Origin of the sequence: Acanthopleuribacter pedis, from assembly GCF_017377855.1 — a bacterium.
In the GTDB taxonomy this organism is placed as follows: domain Bacteria; phylum Acidobacteriota; class Holophagae; order Acanthopleuribacterales; family Acanthopleuribacteraceae; genus Acanthopleuribacter; species Acanthopleuribacter pedis.
The window spans coordinates 113,575-135,193 of record NZ_JAFREP010000019.1; the positions used below are offsets into that span (position 1 = coordinate 113,575).

Annotated in this window: 8 protein-coding genes and 1 tRNA gene; 8 read left to right on the forward strand and 1 reads right to left on the reverse strand. The window is 58.6% G+C overall.

Features of this window, described 5'->3' with window-relative positions; all coding sequences use genetic code 11:
- Positions 1–216 precede the first annotated feature (216 nt).
- The 8 genes from J3U88_RS19950 (at position 217) to J3U88_RS19985 (ending at position 19,265) form a co-directional block, all read left to right on the forward strand.
- A complete protein-coding gene (locus J3U88_RS19950; protein WP_207860712.1) occupies positions 217–3,690 on the forward strand; it encodes a M12 family metallo-peptidase in 3,474 nt (1,157 codons plus the stop codon).
- Between the two features lie 256 nt (positions 3,691–3,946).
- Entirely contained in the window at positions 3,947–5,365 is a 1,419-nt protein-coding gene (locus J3U88_RS19955; RefSeq protein WP_207860713.1) for a sigma-54-dependent transcriptional regulator, read from the forward strand.
- Positions 5,366–5,896: 531 nt separating this feature from the next.
- The gene (locus tag J3U88_RS19960; RefSeq protein ID WP_207860714.1) at positions 5,897–9,466 is read left to right on the forward strand and encodes a DUF1800 family protein; all 3,570 of its coding nucleotides are present in this window, start codon (positions 5,897–5,899) and stop codon (positions 9,464–9,466) included.
- A gap of 12 nt (positions 9,467–9,478) precedes the next feature.
- Positions 9,479–10,747, forward strand: coding sequence for a DUF1501 domain-containing protein (locus J3U88_RS19965; RefSeq protein WP_207860715.1), 1,269 nt, complete (start codon positions 9,479–9,481; stop codon positions 10,745–10,747).
- Between the two features lie 907 nt (positions 10,748–11,654).
- Positions 11,655–15,176 carry a DUF1800 family protein gene (locus J3U88_RS35080; protein WP_207860716.1) on the forward strand — a complete coding sequence of 1,174 codons (3,522 nt, stop codon included), beginning with the start codon at positions 11,655–11,657 and terminating at the stop codon, positions 15,174–15,176.
- A gap of 14 nt (positions 15,177–15,190) precedes the next feature.
- Positions 15,191–16,468, forward strand: a complete 1,278-nt coding sequence (locus tag J3U88_RS19975; RefSeq protein WP_207860717.1) for a DUF1501 domain-containing protein — start codon at positions 15,191–15,193, stop codon at positions 16,466–16,468.
- A 974-nt stretch (positions 16,469–17,442) separates the two neighbouring features.
- A complete protein-coding gene (locus J3U88_RS19980; protein ID WP_207860718.1) occupies positions 17,443–19,005 on the forward strand; it encodes a TROVE domain-containing protein in 1,563 nt (520 codons plus the stop codon).
- Between the two features lie 114 nt (positions 19,006–19,119).
- Positions 19,120–19,265: transfer RNA gene (locus J3U88_RS19985), tRNA-OTHER, on the forward strand.
- Between the two features lie 1,793 nt (positions 19,266–21,058).
- On the opposite strand, the gene J3U88_RS19990 is transcribed toward J3U88_RS19985, so the two are convergent.
- Complete coding sequence (locus J3U88_RS19990) at positions 21,059–21,604, reverse strand: GNAT family N-acetyltransferase (RefSeq protein WP_207860719.1); 546 nt, start codon at positions 21,602–21,604, stop codon at positions 21,059–21,061.
- Positions 21,605–21,619: the final 15 nt, after the last annotated feature.

Consider the following 21,619-nt stretch of genomic DNA (forward strand, 5'->3'; position numbering starts at 1 on the left):
CCCGGTTCGGATCGCTTGCCGTTGGGTTCAAGCGGGTTGACCCCGTTTGGTTCCCCACGAAACCGACCACCTTTTTCGGTGTCCCTGTCACGCTTGTCTATCGACCAACCCCGCGCCCCCACGTGTCCCCAGGTGGTTCGAAACGGATCGGGTCCGTCTTGCGCCTGCTCACGGGCATGGCTTCCCGCGCGGTCATCAATATTGTCGAGGTAATCAATGATTTTTTCGTTTCTGGTCCTGATCGGCCTTTACGCCGGCGGACCCGCTGCTTCCGATTCGCTCGTGGTTCCTTTCGAGCAATCCCTTTCCATGCATAAAGCTCAGGAGATTCAAAACTTCCCCTCCCCGCACGGCACGCTGCATGTCCAACTCAAGCCGCTTCAAATCTGGCACGACGAGGCGGTTTTGGAGGTCTTCCATAAAGAAGGCCGCGCCAAACAAACGGTTCACGCCCGTAACCGCTTTATGCACGGCGTCACCAAAGACGGCGTCTTGGTATTCGTGAGCCGCACCAAAGAAGGCGGCCTGCGCGGATTTACCCGCGGCCAAGCCGGTACCTGGGGCTTCCGCACCCAAGACGGCCACCTGGTCTACAGCAAAGCTTCCGGGCGCGCCTTCGAGTGCCGCACGGCAGAATTCGCCGAGGTGGTTCCCATGCGCACGGTGCCTCAACCGCGACTGGGCAAAACCGACCTCAACGACGCCATTGTCGATATCGCCTTGGAAACCGACACGGCGCTGTACCAGGAGTTTGAAGACGTCGAAATGATGAAGGACGCGGTCTCCGAAAGCATGGCGGCGATCAGCGCCATTTACCAACGGGATTTCGGTGCCGAACTGCGCATCGTCTACCTCAGTGCTTATCCCGAGGAAGATCCCTGGGAAAACAGCACCATCACCGAACTGCAAAACCACTGGCTCGATCCCAACAACGGCAAAAGCGGCATCAGCCGCACCTTAACCCACCTGCTCTCCGCGGTCAGTTTTTACGGGGTCGGTTTCATCGACACCATGTGCAACGTGACCTGGGGTTACGGACGCAGTTCCTTCTATGGCCTCTACGTGGCCGACAACACCGACTTTTCCGATATCAACCTGGTTGCCCACGAGTTAGGCCACAACTTCGGCAGCCCGCACACCCACGATTACACACCCACCATCGACCGTTGCCCCACCTTCACCGGCGTTTTGCCCACGGAAGGCGGCACCCTGATGAGTTACTGCCACTTCCAAACAGCCACGATTGAATTGTCGGAATTCCACCCCCGCGTTCAGGAGTGGGTGCGCGGTCGGATTGAGGTACGTGACTGCATTCCCCGTCGCCTTTCATCGATTGAATTCAGCGACGACGCCTTTAAGGCGGCGCTGGTCGAAGCCCACGACAGCAACGAAGACGGCGAAATCAACCACGATGAGGCGGAGCAAATCACGGCGTTACAACTCAACGACCTGGGCATCGAAAACCTCGACGGCATTCGGTACTTCGTGAACCTGGAAACGCTCAACGCCGACAACAACGCGATCACCATGATTCCCCTGCTGTTGCCGGCCACGCTCAAAGAACTGTCGATGGTCAACAACCCGCTGGCCAAGGCCAACTGCGACCGGCTGATCAGCCTGGAAAAGCGCGGCTTGGAAAGCTTGACCCTGGAACCCTACGCGGAAACGGCCGACCTCGATTGCACCACCGATGCGATCACCTTCGCGGACGCCAACCTGCAAACCGCTGTTTTGGCGGCGGGCGACACGGACGAGGACGGCACGCTCACCCACGCCGAGGCGTCTCTGCTGACCTCCCTGGACCTCACCGGCTTGGAGATCGCAGACCTGTCCGGCATCGACCAACTCCCCAACTTGGTAACCCTAATCGCGGCCGATAACGGGTTGACCGAACTGCCGACCTTCCCGCCCAAACTGGCGAACATCGACATCTCCGGCAATGCGTTGACCAACCTCGACGCGGTCTCGGTATTGCCGAACTTAAGTGTTCTGGTGGCAAGCAACAACGAAATTTCGGCGTTGCCAACCCTGAACACCTTCGATTTTCTCGATTCTTTGTACGTCTCGAGCAACCAACTGACGGAACTGCCGTCGCTGCGCAATGTCAACGGCAAAAACACCCTTTACGATGTGGATGTGTCGAACAACCAAATCAGTGAATTGCCCGACCTGCCCCGCGTCATCTTCGCGCTAAACGTGGCCGGCAACAACCTTACCGAAATCCCCGAAATTCCGGCATTGAACTACACCTTCTCTCAGTGGGTTGACATCAGCGGCAACCGCTTGGCCGACACCGCGGAGAGTTGCGCGCTGATCGCGTCCTTCCTGGAACGGGACATGGGTCAGTTCCTCTTCGAGCCCCAACAAGACGTGACCCGTTTTGACTGTGCCAACATCGAGGGCGCCATGCCCGCGCTTAGCCAGGTATTGCCGTGGGTGGTTAACAATGAGAACTACCAAAGTTCGCTGACCATCACCAACAATGGACCGGAAGCGGGCGACGTGGTTTTGCGGGCGATCAGCGCCGCGGGTGAAGCGAAAGAAACCCTGACCCTGGCAGCAGGCGAGCAGCGCACGGTGAACGCCTCAGAACTGTTCCCCAACATGGACCGCTACACGCTGGCGGCCCACGCCAATCAATTCGGCCTGGCGACGGAGACGGTACTGCGCAACGTGAACGGGCCGTCCGCGGGTGCGGGCGGCACGGTCCAAGGCCACGCCTACAACCAATTGAGCGGTTCGGTGGTGATGACGGGCTTGACGGGTACAGCGGTTGCGGTGTTAAGCACCCCGGGTAACCGCGCTGAAACGCCGATCACGGTTTCCCTCCACGGTCCCAGCGGCACCTTGATCGCCGAAAAAGTGTTCACCGCCAGGGGTGAAGCGCCGCTGCCTTTGGTGATCCCGCAAGAATTCCCCGAGGCCGCCGGCCTCGGCGCGGTAGCGATTCGCGCCCGCGTCGCGGAAGGCCTGCGCCTGTGCGGCACGGCCTTTTACTTCGAAGGTTGGGCCGAGTTCGGCACGGCCCAAGGGATTTCCTTTTTCCAACCGCCGTTTTACGCCCTCGCGTTATTGCCGGCGGAACGTCAAGGTGCGGAAATCCACCTGTTTAACCCGGAACGTCAGGAGGTTTCCGCCTTCTTCCAAGTCATCGACGACCGCACGGAAGAAGCCGATTTCGTACGCCACATCATTCCGGCGGGCGGTACCCTGGTGTTTCACCCGGACCGAGAACTGACAACGGAAGGCCCGGCCGCGCTGTGGGTCTTCACCAGCCGCGGCAGCTTCAGCACCTTGAAACTGCGCGACCAAGTCGGCTCCGGCGCACCTTCGGTTGCGGCCGCCAATCTGATTGACCCCAACCGGCTTAGCCGCGAGGGTTACGTGCGTTACGACCGTTTGGAAGCGGCTGAAAACGTGTTGCACCTGATCCCGCTGTTTGGCTCGGAAGAAGGCCAGACGATTACCTTGAACCTGACCGACGCGGCGGGCACGGTGGTCGAATCCAAGGAGATCGAAATGATCATGAGCTACGCGCTGGAGCTCGTGTTCTCCGAGACCTTTGAGACCACGGACCTGTCCGGCCTTTACCTGGAAATGAGCACCACGGCGGAGGAAGAGGTGTTCGCCACCAGCCTGCGTCAGTACGACGAAAACGGTCGCTCGCTCCTGCGCAAACCCGCGCGCTAAACCAGAAACCGAAAACGTACGCCCCATCTCGCCCGATGTCCTCGCGACATCGGGCTTTTTCATTTTGGCGAAACAACGGCACCAAGTAACAGAATTTTTTGACCACAAATGTGGCAAACTAAAAACATACGAACCTTTGAGACAATGTTAAAATGAGTCCATTCAAACACATTATCCGAAAAACGAATCATGTCACCCCGACAGTTGGGCCTTGCGGTAACGCGACCTTGGTCCAGTCGTCCAACGGGAGCAAAACATGCGCATTCTTTTGGTCGAAGACGATCCCTCCTTCCGCGATCTGTTGGTCAGCATTTTGGTTAGCGAAGATTATCAGGTAACCGCGTGCGCCGACGGCGCCAAGGCCTGGGACATCTACCGGCGCGATCCCTTCCCCATCGTGGTCACCGATTGGATGCTGCCCAAAATGGACGGGCTCGAACTCACCCGCCACCTGCGCAAACTGCCGGAGGGCGACGCCACGGTGGTGGTGGTGATTACGGCCAACAACAAAATTGAAAATTTGCGCGAGGTGCTGGCGGCGGGCGCCGACGACTACATTAGCAAGCCCTTTGACCTCGAACTTTTTATGATCCGCATGACGATTGCCTGTAACCAGGCGGAAAACCTGGCCAAGAAACAACGGGCGGAGAAAAACCTGCGCGACTTGCGTCGGGAATTGGAAGGCCGCAACCGCTTTCACGACTTTGTCGGCAAAAGCCGGCCGATGCAGCAGGTATACCAACTGATCCGCGACATCGCCAAGCTGGACACCACGGTGATGATTAACGGCGAAACCGGGACCGGCAAGGAGTTGGTGGCGCGGGCGATTCACGAGGAAAGCAGCCGTTCACGCGGACCCTTTATCACGGTGAACTGCGGGGGGATTTCCGAATCCTTGATCGCCAGTATGTTGTTCGGCCATCGCAAAGGATCTTTTACGGGCGCGGTCGCCGACCAACAAGGCGTGTTTGAATCGGCCAACGGCGGCACCTTGTTCCTCGACGAAATCGGGGACCTGCCGCTCAACCTGCAAACCAGCTTTTTACGCGTGTTGGAATCGCGCACCATCACCCGTGTTGGCGAAACTCAGGTGCGCCCGGTCGATGTCCGTGTGGTTGCAGCCACACACCACGAGCTGAGTCACCTGGTCGCGCAAGGTCGCTTTCGTCAGGATTTGATGTACCGGATTCGCGTCGCACGGGTGTTGCTGCCGCCGTTGCGCGAGCGCCGTGAAGACATTCCGCTGCTGGTGCAGCATTTCCTGCGTTCGTTAAGGGCGCAAACCGGCAAGGATGTGGAGACGGCGGACGAGCACAGCATGGGAAAAATGATGGGTTACGCGTGGCCGGGAAACGTCCGTGAATTGCGCAACGCGGTGGAGTTCGCTTTTATCCGCGCGCGCAACGGCCGCATCAGCCAGGAGGACCTACCGCCGGAAATGGCACCCAACGCCTACGCGCCACCGCCGCCGGCCGCGGCCCCACCCGTCTATGCCCCGATGCACGCCGCCCCGCCCCAACCGGCGGCGCCCAGGTTCCAACCCAGCCAGGATCGCGCCGCGGCAATGCGCGAGGCCTTGGCCTTTTGCAACGGCAGCCACACGGATGCGGCCAAACATCTGGGTATCAGCCGCGCCACCTACTACCGCTGGTTGAAGAAATACGGTATCCAATAAAAGCGCGATACGGACCCCCACTGGTTAACGCTAACAAATCTTTCCGGGCATACCCCAAACGTGACCCATCTCATATAGAGATAACCGATTATCAGGTGACACTTGCGTCATCCATATTGGGGATCCACCGCATCGTCGCGGTGCTGTTGTTTACCCCGGTTAGGTGCCCCAAAACAGCACAATAGCACCTGTTTCTTCGGGAGCACCCGGTTAGGCCTTTTCGCCTAACCCTTTTTTCACTTTTAACCTCTTTTATACAAGGACTCTACATCATCCGTTCCACGAGCCCGACGCGCTCGCGGCGACTTTGGTGCTTCCTCACCGTCGGTCCGCTTTAACCTGCATTGCGCGCAAGGGATTCGGTTCACCAACGAAACCTTTGCAACGATTGTGGGCGCAACGTGCCGTGCCGTTTCGGTCGAAGCCGCCTCGCCGCGAGAACCCCTCGAAAAGCATCGACGCCTATGGCGCAGGTGCCGGCTCGATGTCGATAGACGGCCCCCGTCTGTCCTTTTATATAAGGAGTGCGTTTTGCGTTTTACCCTCGTTACCCGATACCTCCTGTTCCTACTGGGCACCGCGCCGCTACTCGGCCAGGTTGTTCTCGAAGGCTGCGGCGCCTATGAGCGCGACGGCCTGCCCGGCCACACCACCGCCGACTTGCACGACAGCGTCCGTTACTGGAACCACGCCGGCGACGAAGCCCATCTCCCCGACTATGACGGCGACCGCCGCGTCACTGTGCTTGATCTAACCCGCCATCAATCCTGTGTGGCCTTGGGGCCGGGTTTGATCGGCCGTTATTACGGTTACCAAGACGGCGTTGAACAACCCCACATCGAACTGGCCAACACGGATATCCCAGACGCGGACCCGGTCGTTGTCCGTGCCACGCCCGATCTGAACTTCTTCCAAAATCACCACCACAGTTCCCAACCGTTAATGGAGAGCCAGATGCACCTGCAATTCCGGGGTACCTTCACCGGCTTCCTGCAGGTACCCCAAAGCGGGGAATACACGCTCGGCCTACGCGGTGGAGACGGCATGCGCCTGACCCTCGACGGCGAAACCCACATCGAATACAGCGAAAGCCCCCATACAGGCGAGGTTACCCTGGCCTTAAACGAGGGTTTTTACCCGATTCAAATCGACTACGTGAACCGTTCCTTTCGCGGACCGATCATCTCCTTTTATTGGCGCGCGGCGGGCACGGTCATCGGCCCAAACAACCGCTCCGTGTCGCCGAGCTATTTATGGCATCGTCATACCGAGGCACCGGTTCACGCCAAAGACAACCTGGATGTGGTGTTCTCCGTGGAAAATTTTTCACGGGTCACCTCGCGCGATCTCGACCTAACCGCGCGCCTCTATGCGCCCGAAACAACCTTCGCCTTCACGCTCAACGGCCGGACGCGTTCGGTAGTCGACGGGGTCGTGAGCGAACGTTTGCGCCTGCAACCCGGCCTCAACAAGCTGGATTGGTCGGTCACAACCGGCAACCGCGGCAAAAACAGTACCCTGACCCTTTATTACGACGCGGGTCAAGCGGGCACACCCGGCCTAGCGATGATGACCTATCCAACCAGCGTGGCCGACACCTACACGGTCAACGAAAGCCATGTACCTATGGCGGTCCACATCATCAACGGCACCAACTTGGCAGCGGGCCCCAACGGTTATCCCGACTTACCCGGTGATACCATCGGCACCAATACCACGGTCATGTTGCGCGGGCGCATCCGCGTTGAGGAGGCCGGCACCTATCGCTTTGTCGGCGGCGGCCAATGGCCGTGCAACGCCTGGGTCAACGGCCGGCTGGTGGTGGCCCGCTACCAGGGTGGCGAAAATGATTCGATTCATCTGGAACCCGGTTACCACCATTTTGTGTTTACCGCCCACCACGACAACCCACGCGCCTTCCCGAACAACAGCATTCGCTGGCAGCCACCGGGCGCACAAGCGCAGGACATTCCAGCCGAGCGGCTGAGCCACCTACCCGACGACATCGTTCCAGCGGCGGATTTCAGCACCAACCAAGGGCATTCCACGCGGGTCGGCGGCGATTTGATCGCGGAATACCTGTTTACCGAGGCGGACCCATTCGGCGACAGCGGCCGTTACAACCTCGACCTACCCACGGATCCGCGCTGGATTGTGCGCGACGGCGGCAGCGTGACAGCCAACGGTCCCAGCTTCCTGCAGAGCACGACCCTGGGAAGTCATATTCTCAACACCATCAAAAAAAGCCGCGCCTTTACCATCGAACAGGACTGGTACCACCGGCGCACCTACAACAACACCCAGCAATTCTTCCGCATCAATATCAACATCAACATCACCAATGACTTGGTTCTGCGCGGCTTCACCCAGGGCAACCGCTTCAATTTCATCATTCGCGGGGTAGACCGGATCCAGGTCCCTGTCGATTTGGTCGACGGTGAGCGCATCCATTGCGCGATCACCTACGACGGAAGCCACCTTCGCATCTATATGAATGGTGCGCTTGCCGTGGAACGGGCCGAGGCGATCCCCGACCTCAACCCCACCCTGTGGTCCGGGCAAAAATTGCGCTTCGGCGACCATCGCGGCATTCCGTTCGCGGGCACCCTCAACACGTTGGCCTTCTATGGGCGCGCCCTTTCTCAATCCGAGGTCAACCAAAACAAAAACGCCAACCGCGCCCTGCGCACCTCATCCGCCCGGCTACCTTTTAACGAACATTTCGAAATCGTGCCGCCGGGAACCGGCGACGCCGAACTGGCTCAAGCGGTTCACGTACTCAACCGGCTGACGATGGGCCCATCGCCCGAGCATCTGCGCCAAATCCTCGACATGGGTGTTCGCAATTGGATCGAACACCAGCTGCAACCGCAACACATCGAAGAAAACCCGGCCGTACGCCATTTAGAAACGGTGTACCAACCGACGCGCGGTCCCAACAGCCTTCGTTCTTGGCTCATGGCGCAAATGATTCACAGCGAGCGACAGCTTCAGGAAGTGATGGCGTGGTTCTGGGAAAACCACTTCAGCACGGATCTCGGCAAAACCGGTTCACCGCAAGAGGAATTTTTGGAAAACCAGCGCTTTCGCGAACTGGCGCTGGGTGATTTCGTCGCGCTGCTCAAAGCTTCGGCGCTGAACTACCCAATGACCGAATACCTCGACAGCGTAACCAACGTGGCGGGTAACCCCAACGAAAACTATGCCCGCGAGATTTTCGAGCTGCACGCCTACGGTGAAGACAACGGCTATGGCTACGAGGATATTGTCGAAGCCGCGCGCATTTTCACGGGCTGGACCGAATGGAACCGCAACTTTTCGTTTAACCCGGGTCGCCACGACTACGGCCCCAAACAGTTGCAAGGCCTGGACTTTTCCGGCGGGCAAGGTATCGAGGAAGGGTTGATCCTGATCGAAACCATTGCGACCTCGGAGAACACGGCGGAATTTATCAGTTATAAATTGTGCCAATGGTTTGTGGCCGACGACCCGCCGGCGGATGTGCAGGCGGCGGCGCGCGATGCATTCCTTGCCAACAACGGCAACATCACCGCGGTATTGCGCGCGATCCTGTTCCACGACCGTTTCCTCAACGATCCCAACACCCGCAACAACAAGGTAAAAACGCCGCTGGAATTCATTACTGGAATGATTCGCGCCACCGGTACCCAGGAAAACCTATTCCAGTACCAACACACGATGGACTTGCTCGACATGCCTTTGTTCCATCACCTGGAACCGACCGGTTTTGCCGAACGCGCCGAAACCTGGATGAACACCAATTCGGTGTTCTACCGCTGGCAATTGATCAACGGTTTTTCCGGTAACCGCGTCACCTTCGGCGGGCCGAGCGCGGACGTGGCCTTGATGCGTTCCCGCTACGGGCTCAACACCACCGATGATGTACTGCATTTCTTCGACTTGATGTTCGCGGGCGGCGCACCCGACCCAGCCTTTCGCCGGAAGGCGGCGGCCTGGCTAACCCAGGACCAGATGACCAACTTGGACCTGAGTGACCCAGCCAACCGAACGGTGCTTGAGAACCGCCTGCCGCAAACACTGAATTACTACATGCGCTTACCGCGTTTCAACTTGCAATAAAGGAGTGCCCCCATGTTACGACGTCGTTTCCTCAAAACCCTCGGTGGCACCCTTGCCGCCGCCTCGGCCGTCTCGGCCATTCCTCTGTCGGCCCGGCCGACCCATCACCACAAAGGAGGAAACCTGCGCAAGTTGCTGGTTATTTTCCAACGTGGCGGCAACGATTCGCTCAACACGCTGGTCCCCGTGGACAGCACCGAATACGCGCGTTATGCCGAGTACCGGCCCAACCTCCACATTCCCCAAGGCCAACTATTGTCCTTTAACAACACCTCGTTTTTCGGGTACCACCCCTCCCTCGCGCCGCTGGCCGATTTGATCCAAGCCGGCAAGGCGTCCTTCGTCCACGCGGTCGGCTACCCCAGCATGACCACCTCCCACTTTGCCGGTCAGGCGTTTTGGGAAACCGGCGATCCACACAACCGCCGCGGCTCGGGTTGGTTAAATCGCTACCTGCACGCTTCCTCCGGGCCGGGCGCCTTCCGCGGTTTGATGGTTGACGGCAATACCTCGCAAATGATGAGTGGTCCCTTCACCGTTCCGGTCAGCCGCAATTTCGGCGGGCTCAATATGCCGATCCCCGGCAACATGTCCGGCAGCGACAACACGCGGTTCCGTGAGATGGTGCGTGATCTGGCCGAAGACGCGGATTACCTAGGCCACGATTTGCTGGAGCGCACCACCAACGGGCTGCTGGGCATGTTCGACGCCTTTAACGACCGCAACCTAAACGACTACACCCCGGCCAATAACGCCGAATACCCCGGCGGCCGCTTCGGCGACGCGCTGAAACATGCGGCCCAAATGCTGAAGGAAAACCCGTCGCCGCTCAACGTGGAGGCGGTTATGGTGAACCATCCCAATTACGACCACCACAAGGGCCAAGTCGCCGGCAGCGCCGTGGAAGGTTGGCACGCGGGCCGTCTTTCGGAACTTGCAAACGGTATCAAAGCCTTCACCACGGATTTGGGCGATGCACAGATGCAGGACACCCTGATCTTGGTGGTGAGCGAGTTCGGGCGCACGGTACGCGAAAACGGCAGCCGCGGCACGGACCACGGTCGCGCCGCGCTGGCAATGCTATTCGGCGGCACGGTCACGGGCCGCGTCATCAACGGCGAGGGGGCCTGGCCGGGCCTGAACGGACAATTCCTCAACTGGAACACGGACTACCGCGGCCTGTACTGGGAAATCTTGGAACGGCACATGGGCGCTTCGCCTGACGTGATTCGCCAGGCAATTCCCAACTTCACCCCGCAAACGGTGGGTGCGGTCGGTTAACCGCGGGCCTGTTGTTTGTCACACAAAGTGCGGGGAACAACAGGCCCCTCCACCCTTCCCCAAGGCGCTTGTTTTGCGTCATCAACTTTAAACAGTGCGTGTTAGTAATTATTTCTCGTCAAAATTCGCACGTTAAAACATCTAAAACGCCCGTCATATATCACACTCAATCTGTGAGCAAGCTCCTATAAAAATCGGCGACCTTTCCCTAGAATCACCCTTGTCACACGGGTTTTCCCCCTTGCGACACGCGGTTATGCTCCATCACGGCACGCCCCCCATCAACAGGGCGCACACCGCTCGCCGAAAGTTATCCCATAACTACCGGCCCTTAAAATGCTCTCTTTCCTGCCGCCAGGGTATAACCTAAGAAACGCGATTACTCGCGGTGATTTTCACTAAACCTCTGGGCTACAATTGCCTGTAAAAATACTCACCGCACCCAGTGGGTGCGGTCGTGCGCGACCCCGGTCCGCTTTTCCAAGCCATTTCGCTCCAGATTTTTAGCGAAAATCCCTCGCTCTTTTCGCGCCTCTTAGGTCTATTCCCCGTCCGCCTCTCCACCGGCGACGTTTCATTCGGTAGGGTTTCGCCAAATCGTTCCCCCGTATGATTGGGGTTTGTCGCGATGGTTTTACCAACGAACTTGGGTGCTTATACGACCCAGTTTTTGCGACCGATTCATGGCACATTTCCCTTTTTTCCATTGCTTTATTCAATGGATAAGGTCGGCGCGGCCGAGGGTATGCCCGTCGATCTTTATGAATCACATTAAGTATCTTTGTATCGAGCTTGTAAATCTATTTCACAATTACTTTGCATGGTTATGGGTCAACCAAGCGAAGTGCCGCTCGATACCCGGAATTCATATTCCACCCATGATCTTTTGCTTACTCAGGAGTATCCCGTGTATCGCCATGTTGTTCGCACCGCGGCGTGGATTGCCTTGCTCGGGGTGATGTTCACCCTTGCAGGCGCCGCGCCTCCAGCCGGCCTATCCCCACTTCCTTCCCGATCTTCAAGCGCCCTCTTCCCCCTCCTCCCCCACTGGGCGCAAAGCACCGAACACAACCCCGCGTTGCCCGACGACGGCGACCAGTGGTTTACCGTCCTCGATTTAATCCGCCATAACGACGGCCTCGCCAAAAGTCCCGGCTTAATCGGCCGCTACACCAGTTTTCAAACGGGTGAGGGCGCGCAAGCACAAGCTTCCTTTGACGGCGGCGGCCTGCCGGTCGACGTGGTTAAAGTCGCGGCAACCTTAGACCAAAATCAACATGCCTCAAAAGATCCGTCCAGCTTGCTGGGAAGCGGCCTGCGCCAATGGTTTCACGCCCACTATCAAGGCGTGCTGTACGTACCGGAAAGCGCCCGCTACACCTTCATTTTGGCCTACGGCGACGCCATGTCGCTGGATCTGGACGGTGTGCGTATTACCGCTTACGAGGACGGCGAACCCTTTATCGAGGCGGCGGTTGATCTCGAGGAAGGCTGGTACCCAATCCAGCTTAGCTACCGCAACGGCGCCAATGCCAACCCCAACATCCTTTTCGCGTGGCGCTCGAGTGGGACGATTATCGGCCCCAACAACACGACGGTCGCGGCCAAATACCTATGGCACCGCAACCCTACCGAAACGACGAAGCAAGCCCCCTTGGAGGTGGTTTTTTCACCGGCGGACGGCGCCCGCGTCGACCAAAAGCATCCCGTATTGCAGGCGCGCCTCTACGGCTTAGGCACCCAGTACCGTTTTTGGCTGGACGGCCAAGAAGTACGGGTCGTGGACGGCCAGGTCCAACATGCGCTTGATTTGAAGCCCGGAATTAATGGTTTCCCTTGGACCGCCCAATCCGGGGCGGCCCGACACGAGGGTGTGCTGACCCTTAACTATGACGCGGGCGGCGCGGGTTTGCCGGGCCTGGCGGCGATGTTTTATCCACGCGGCGCAACCGACGGGCTCGCGGTGACGGAACACGACCTGCCCAGCCAAACCCACACCCTCGCGAGTCTGGACCTCGCCGCGGCGCCCAACGGTTATCCCCAACTTGGCGCAACCAGGGTTGAGCCGGAACAAACCCTGTGGCTGCGCGGCCAAGTCCAAATCAAGCAACCCGGCAAATATGGGTTCTATTTGAACGCACCCGCGGCGGCCGTATTTTATCTCAACGGAAAACCGTTGCTGGACAACGCGGCTGGTCGCATTTTGCAAAATGTGGTGCTGGAGGCGGGTTACCACGACATTGCGTTGGTGACCGCCAACCAACGCGAGGCGCCCACGGCCACGCTGCTTTGGCAACAGCCCGGCGCGCAAACCCGTCAGCCGATTCCAGCCAAGCAACTCAGCCATCGCCGGGACCAGCGCATCGCGGCCGCGGACTTTACTTGGAACACGGGTGATCCCGCGCGCGTCGGCAACGACCTGATCGCGGAATATGGCTTCGCGGCGGAAGCCCCCTTTGCCGACGCCGGCGAAGCGGACCTCGATCTCCCCGTCCACCCCCGTTGGCGGGTGCGCCCACAAGGCGGCGTGGCGATGTCCCTGCCGAGTCAGCTCAAACACCGCGGTCTGGGAACCTACTTTTTAACCCAAGCGGTCGCCAACCAAGCGTTTACCCTTGAGTGGGATTGGACCTATGCCGCGGCCGACACCGAAAGCCAACAACTTTTTCGTATCAACCAACGCTTTAGCCGCAATCCGGTTCTGCTCGCCTACGTCCGCGACGGCCGCTTCCGGTTTTGGTTCATGGGCCGGGAATTCGTGAACCCGCACCGGCTGATCGCGGACCGGCGCTACCACGCCGCCGTCACCTGGGACGGCAGCGCCCTACATATATATATGAACGGAGAGAAAAGCGCGAAATTCGAATGGAACCCGGAGGGGTTTGACGCGGGTTTGCCGCGCAACCTCGATTTCCAGATCGGCGATGATCAAGGATTCCCCGTTTTCGGCGTGCTACACGGTTTGGCGCTGTACGCCCGTGCGCTGGATGCAGCCGAGATCGACATCAACTACGCCGCGCGCAACCGCGTAACCGAAACAGCCGACACCGTGACGCGCCAACCCGTCATTCCCGCCGGAACCACCGAGGAGGCCGTTGATTTGGCGCGGCACGTCCTCAATCGCGCGGCCTTCGGCGCAAGCCCCGAATCGCTGCGCGCGCTTCTCACGGTAGGTACCGAATCTTGGCTGGAACAGCAACTGGAACCCGAACAGATCGCCCTTCCCGCATCGGTCACCGCCTTGGAACACATCTACCAACCCCAAGCAAGTAAAGAGAATCTACAGGCCTGGCTGACAGCGCGTATGGTGCATTCACCCCGTCAGTTGGAAGAAGTGATGGCGTGGTTTTGGGAAAACCATTTCCACACGGACCTCACCAAAACGGCGGATCCCGCCGCGGAATACGCGGAAAACCAACGTTTCCGAAGTCTGGCCCTGGGTTCCTTTACCGACCTGTTGGCGGCCTCGGCCCGGAACACGCCGATGATCCGCTACTTGGACGGCGACACCAATATCGCCGCGGCACCCAACGAAAACTACGCCCGTGAGATCCTGGAACTGCACAGCTTTGGCGAGGACAACGGCTACAACTACGCGGACATCGTGGCGGCGGCGCGGATTTTTTCCGGCTGGACCTATCAGGACGGTGTGTTCCATTTCGCACCCGGCGCCCATGATTACGGCGTCAAAGCGCTGTTCGGATTGCGTTTTGACCAACGGGAAGGCGCCGACGAGGGCTTGGTGCTGATCCAACACATCGCCACCGCCCCGGAGACGGCCCAATTCATCAGCACCAAACTGTGTCGTTTCTTCCTCGCGGATGAACCACCGCAAGACGCGGTTGATGCCGCAACCCAACGGTTCCTGGAAACGGACGGTGATATCCGCGAGGTGGTGCGCACGATCCTGTTCCATCCGCGCTTCCTCGACGACGCCCAATACCGCGGCAACAAACTCAAAACGCCGCTGGAATTTGTAGTGTCGATGCAGCGCGCGGTGGGTGCCGCCGACGATCAGCACGTGTACCGCGCCGGCTTGGAACACATGGGCATGCCGCTCTTCGATTACCCCTACCCCACGGGTTACGCGGAGCGGGGCACACCGTGGCGCAACACCAACGCGGTTTTTTACCGCTGGCAGTTGGTGAACCAATTCTGCAACAACCGGCGCTGGGCGAACCAGCCCGCCCTGGATGCGGCGGCTTGGGCCGCGCGCTACGGGGTAAGCGACGCCGAAACCGCGTTCGATCTGTTGCAAGCGATGCTGGGTTTTGGGCCGGAGCACCGCGCCAAAATGGAACCGTTGCTCGTGCAGGACAACGGTCGCGTCTTTGATTTGCGTGAGGCCCCCGAACGGGACCACTTTGTGCAACGGCTGAGCTGGGTGCTCAATGCCGGGTTACGCGGCGCCGCGTTTCAACATCAGTAAGAGGAGCATTTGGAATGAAACGACGTAGTTTTCTGCGCCACACCGCCGGCGCTTTGGCCGGATCGATCACCTTGCCGTCATTGCTTGGCGCGACGCCGTCGCGGAATCAAGCAGCCAAGGCGCCCTCCAAAAACTCGGCTAAAAAATTGTTGCTGATCTTCCAACGCGGCGGCAACGACGCCTTAAATACCCTGGTCCCGGTGGGCGACGCGGCCGAATACGCGGCCTACCGCGCCGCGCGCCCCAACCTGGGCTTGGCAAAATCGGACCTGTTGTCCCTACAAGCTTCGGACTTTTTTGGGTTCCATCCGAGCTTGGCGCCGATGGCGGATCTCATCAACGGCGGGCGCGTCTCCTTTGTAAGCGGGGTCGGCTACCCCGACATGAACACCTCTCACTTTGTCAGCCAGGCCGTTTGGGAAACCGGGGAACCCGGTAACCGCCACGGTTCGGGTTGGTTGAACCGATACCTTCAGGCGAGTTCACGGGATGCCGTGCCCCGTGCTTTGATGATCGACAGCAATCAATCGCAAACCATGAGTGGTGCCTATACGGTGCCGGTCAGCGAAAATTTCGGTGCCTTGGATCTGCCGTTGCCGGCGGATGCCGGGCCGGACGCGGGCCGTTTACAGGCGCTGATGCGCAACCTCAACCGATTGGACGCGGAGGCTGCGCAAGCGGGCTGGACCGACAGCACGGATCGCCTGTTTTCGATGTTTGATCGGTTCCGCAACCGCGACCTGAGCCAGTACCAGCCGGCCAACGGCGCGAAGTACCCAAACAGTCGTTTCGGTCGGAATTTACAGCACGCGGTGCAACTGCTCAAAGACCAACCAACGCCGTTAAACCTCAACAGCGTGATGGTGAACCACGTGGGTTACGACCATCACCGCGACCAAATCGGCGCGGACGTTTTGTCGGGTTCCCACGCCCACCTGTTGGGCGAGTTGGCATTGGGCATCCAGGCCGCATCAGCCGATCTGGGTTCCGAGCTGGACGACGTGCTGATTTTGGTGGTCAGTGAATTCAGCCGAACGGTGCGGGAAAACGGCAGTCGCGGCACGGACCACGGCGGCGGGGCGGTGGCGATGCTGGTGGGCGGCTCGGCCACGGGTCGCCTGGTCAACAGCGGTGCCCATTGGCCGGGTTTGACCGATCACAAGCTTCCCTGGGTCACGGACTTCCGCGACCTATACGCCGAGGTCTTGGAACGGCACCTCGGCGCGAGCCAAAGCGAGATCGGCGCGGCCCTACCCAACTACACGGCCAATCGGTTAGGCATTCTGGGCTAATTCGGCATTTTTAAAGCGGCGGCTGGACAAGGCCGAACACGATTCCAGCCGATGGTTGGGGGCAGGACGCATCGCGGCCCGCCCCAACCGCCATGGGTCTCGGATCAGGTTACCCGGGTAACATGCTGCGATGGTCCTTCAGACCCTATTTTTGACATGGACACCTACCCATGGTTGACCACGGCAGCTTCGCGCCGTTGGTCAACCATGGGCTGAAATCCGGCAAGGCTTCACCTTGCCAACGGTTTGCGCGCCTGCGTCCCTTTTTCACCTCGAGCCACACGCTACCAAACGTTTTCGAAGCACGCGTCCCTTTCATCCTTAGCGACAGCCCACCAAGGTTTTGGTGCACTCGCATCGGTATTCAATCCAGACGGCCTGGGCGATTGTCTCCCTTTCCGACGGAACCGATTGGTGCCCGTTTTTAACCAGGTACCTATAAACCTGGATGCCAAGAGGCCCCCTCTTATGCAGCGCAAGTTTCGAGAAAAAATCGGGCATCCGATTTTTTCTCGGAACGGTCCTTGACGCGGCAGGTGGCGCGCTAGACTCGAGATTGGCCGAGGGGAACGGCTTCGAAGTCACCCGTCTACCCGTCGGCCCACGAATGTACAGCGCGCCGGTCCCTGCCGGGTCAAGGATGCGCGGGGCACCAACGCACAGCCCTTCGATCTTTTTGTATATTCCACTATCCAAAATCCTACAAATATGCAAACTCAGTTATTTGCCCCAAACAGAACTCAACCAACTTAAAGCACACAATAGCAATACTTTACATTCTTTTCTCAACCGCTCCCGCAAAAGTGGCACCGGCCTTGAAATACCAGGCAGCGTTGGCGCAAACGGGCTTCAGACTATAAAGCCGCGCCACCATGACCGGGTCCGCCCGGCCCACTTTTTATCCGGTTTCCTCATCCTCCTTATGGACTTAAGCATCTACTGAGCGGAACCGGAGACCCCTAGGAGCGTCTCCCATGGCTAATACAGATCTCTTTGAAACCCGCCCCGGCGTTCCGGCAACCGATACGGTCAACGAAGCCGGCGGCCGCGCCTACCGCATGAACGCCGAACACGCCCTGGCGCAATTGGCCGCCACCGGTTGTTTCCAGAATACCTTCTATACTTCCGCGCAAGATCAATTAAAAACCGTGCTTGCGCTAACCGAACAAGTCGCGCCACATTTCATCGCCCAAACGGCGGTGTTCGCACGGGAAAAAGGGTTCATGAAAGACATGCCCGCCCTTTTGTGTGCCGTGTTGGCAACCCGCGATCCCGATCTCTTGGTTTCCACCTTCGCCCGCGTCATCGACAACGGCCGCATGGTGCGTAACTTCGTGCAAATGATTCGCTCCGGCGTCACCGGCCGTCGCTCGCTCGGTTCCCGTCCCAAACGTTTGGTACGCACCTGGCTAGCCGAACGGGATGGGGAGGCCTTGGTCCGTGATTCGGTCGGAAACCAACCCTCGCTCGGCGACATCATCAAAATGGTTCACCCGGTACCAACCAGCCCGGCCCGTGAAGCATTGTACGGTTACTTGATCGGCCGCGAGGTCGATCAAAGCTTGCTGCCCGAGTCCTTGCAGGATTTCGAACGCTACAAGCAACACCGCGCCGGCGTCGTGCCCAAGGTTCCCTTCCAAATGCTTACCGCCTTAGATTTGGACCGCGACGCCTGGACGGAAATCGCCCGCAACGCCTCCTGGACCATGACCCGCATGAACCTCAACACCTTCCACCGTCACGGTGTGTTTGAGGTCAAGGGTATGCCTGAGTTGATCGCGAAACGTTTGGCGAACGCTGATTTGATCCGCACCTCACGGGTTTTCCCGTACCAACTCTTGGCCGCCTACTTAAACGTCGAACCCGGAATTCCTCGGGTGATCGCCGACGCGCTCGAACACGCGATGGAAATCTCCATCGACAACGTGCCGCGTTTCGAGGGTCGCGTCGCGGTTCTTCCCGACATCTCCGGTTCGATGGGTTCGCCGGTCACCGGTTACCGTCACGGTGCCACCACCAAGGTGAAATGCGTGCATGTCGCGGCGCTGGTCGCGGCAGCCGTGTTGCGGCGCAACCCCGACGCGGTCGTGCTGCCGTTTGATACCCGCGTGGTCACGCTCAAGTTGCGGGGCCGGGACTCCGTCTTGACCAACGCGCGCAAACTCGCGATCAGCGGCGGCGGCACGGATTGTTCGGCACCGCTGCGCTACATGTTGCACAAAGACATCCGCGTCGATACCGCGATCTTCGTCTCGGACAACGAGTCGTGGTTCAACGGTTCCCATCGCCATTCCTATTACCAAACCACCGCGACGGCGGCCATGGAAGCATGGAACCGTTACCGTACCCGCAACCGCGGCGCCCGTTTGGTGTGCTTGGACATCCAACCCAACACCACCGTTCAGGCAACCGGTAGCGCGGACATCCTTAACCTTGGCGGCTTCTCCGACCAATCCTTCACCATGATCGACGGCTTCGTGCGCGGCAAGGGTGCACAGGATTATTGGGTCCGCCAAATCAAAAAAATCGAGGTGTAACCCGGTTCGACCGCCCGGTAACCAAGCGGTCGAACCACGCAAAAAACGGCGAATGCCGGTGTGATTCCATTCCTGTATCGGTCCCGAGTTCAATTCTCGGACGCACCGCCCCGCGGTGGGTTAGCTCAGAGGGAGAGCCGTACTGAACGATCACCCCCCTTGTCGTCGCTTCATACCACATACTGAATTTTAGTCGGCGAATGCCGGCGCGATTACATCTTCATAAGATACAGGTCCGAGTTCGATTCTCGGCCCCGCCACTCACGCGCCTCGGAAGGGTTTGTTCCGCAACACAAAAACCCTGCCGAGACGTGGGAATGGAGCGGGGTAGCTTAATGGTAGAGCGGTAACATCGCGTCATTACCTTGTCGTCGGCACAAAAAACCCAACCAACAACCGTCCCCGATTACCGGGTTGGCGAATGCGATTGTGACTACACCTGATAAGTGGCAGATCCGAGTTCGAATCTCGGCCCCGCTAACACCCGCGTTTCAGAAAGGTTTTCGGCAGGTGCCGGAAACCCTCCTGAAGCTCGGGATTAGGGCGGGGTAGCTTAATGGTTAAAGCAGTAAACCTCACCATCATTCTTGTCGCCAATCCGTTCCCCCGGGACGGTCACCCGCAAACGAACATCCATCGGCGAATGCGATGGTGAATACACCTTTTAAGTGGCAGATCCGAGTTCGAATCTCGGCCTCGCTTCTTCCGGTTCTCCGGGGAAACAGCGCGGTAGCTTAATGGTTAAAGCAGTTCTTTCACCCTCATTTTGTCGCCGATTCTCCCTTAGCCCGCATTTCTCACAAGGATTCGTCGCGAGAAGCTGAAAGCCTTGTGAGTACGAAGATTACGACCAAGAGACGGCGCAGGCGTAGCAGCGCTACGGCGAAGGCGGCTCGACCGAGTAATGCGGAAGGCCGCCCCCTCGTAATCGCATGGGTTTCGGCTTTATAGCAGAATTCCTTGTGAGAAATGCGGGTTAACTAAGGACGCTTTATGAAACGAACACCGGTCGCTTGCCCGCTTTTTGAGCGCGTGCCCGTGTCCGGTGCTCGGTGGAACCCCATCCCCGCGACCCGAGTTCGAGCCTCGGTCCTGCCAAAAGTACGGCAGGGTAACTCAGTTAGGTAGAGTACGGGGAATCCGGTTCCGCCGGCACCGCCTCGCGCCACCGCTTCCAAATCCATCAAAAGAAGGACACCCATGTTATATTTTTTGCTTTTCCACAATTTAGCCCGTGTCATCCCCCAAGAGCGGGAACCCGCGCCTGGCGAGAACAAAGCTTAACACCGCAATTTACAACGATGGAGCAAGGTAAACCACGGGTTGAACCAAACCTTGCCGACCATCCCTTTTTTTGGCGCGCCGCCGCGGCGCCACCACCGATTTGAGCCAAACCCCTTTGAAATTTGTCTGAGTGTTCGTGCGAATGCCTTGGTGAGTCCATTAGAATGACCTTCTAAATCTCACAAAACCCCTTGTCGCACCTCTTTTTTGCGAACACCGACAACGCATGTTTCACCGCCCAAGGACCCTACACAGGTCGATCAATAAGTCGGCAACGGCCTCTTTTCCAAGCGACAAGGCCGGGCGGGTAATCGAATAGCCCTCGAAGTAGGGCAACAGCAGGACCACCCACCGTTCTTGTGGGTAGACGGATACCCGACGCGCTCAGTTTGAGGTGAAGCGCCTTCGGTGAACGGCAGTGTAGTCTAAGAAGACAGCCGCTCGGCGCTCCGCGGGCCCAACCACCCTTTTTTCTTTTTTTGATTGTGACATCTTTGTCCCAAGCCTGGAGCGCAGCGGGGTCAAGGGTTCCCGGAAATGCGGGAAGCGTGACGGATCGCCGAAGGCGAACCGGCGCGATTTTCGCGTTGAGGACAACCCTTGAGGCCGCGGAGTGGAAGGCTTATGCTGGGATGTGACATTCAAAAAACGAAGCCGTAACCTCTGGGTTTTTCATGCGTTGGGTATAACGGATGCCCCCTCGGCTTGTGCCGTACACCAACCCAGCCACCACTGTCCGGCTTCAACCTTACTCTTCCTTAGAGGCGGTCTACCTGTATTTGATCCCGTTTTTTCGGGTAATTTCCCAAATATTCTCCGTCGTTTCGCCGGTATGGTACGAACCTTTGGCGGTACCAACCTGCACCGCACCGTTCTTTTGTTTGACCCGTTTCGAGCCAATATTCGACCCGGCGCTTTTGACCACCAGCCGTTCTTTTTTCAAATCAAAAAATACAAAATCCTGGGTCGCGGCAACGGCCTCACTCATCAGCCCTTTCCCCCAAAAAGGCTCGGCTAACCAGAAACCGCGATTGTCATCTTTATCTTTTGTGAAACGGTATTCAATCAAGCCTACAAGCTCATTCGGCCCGTCGTTGATCCAGATCCCCCATAGGTATATTTCTTTGGTCTCCGCGTCCTTCAGGATGGTCTCTAAGTAATAAGTAGCGCCGTCGTCGGGATAAGGCCACGGCACCGCCGAACCGATATGTTTGATAATGTTCCAGTTGTCAAAGTGTTTTTGTATGGAAGGCGCATCCTCCATCGTAACCGGAGCCAGGGTTAATCGGTTTGTTTGAATGACCGGTGGTTTCAAGGACCCTCCAAAAAA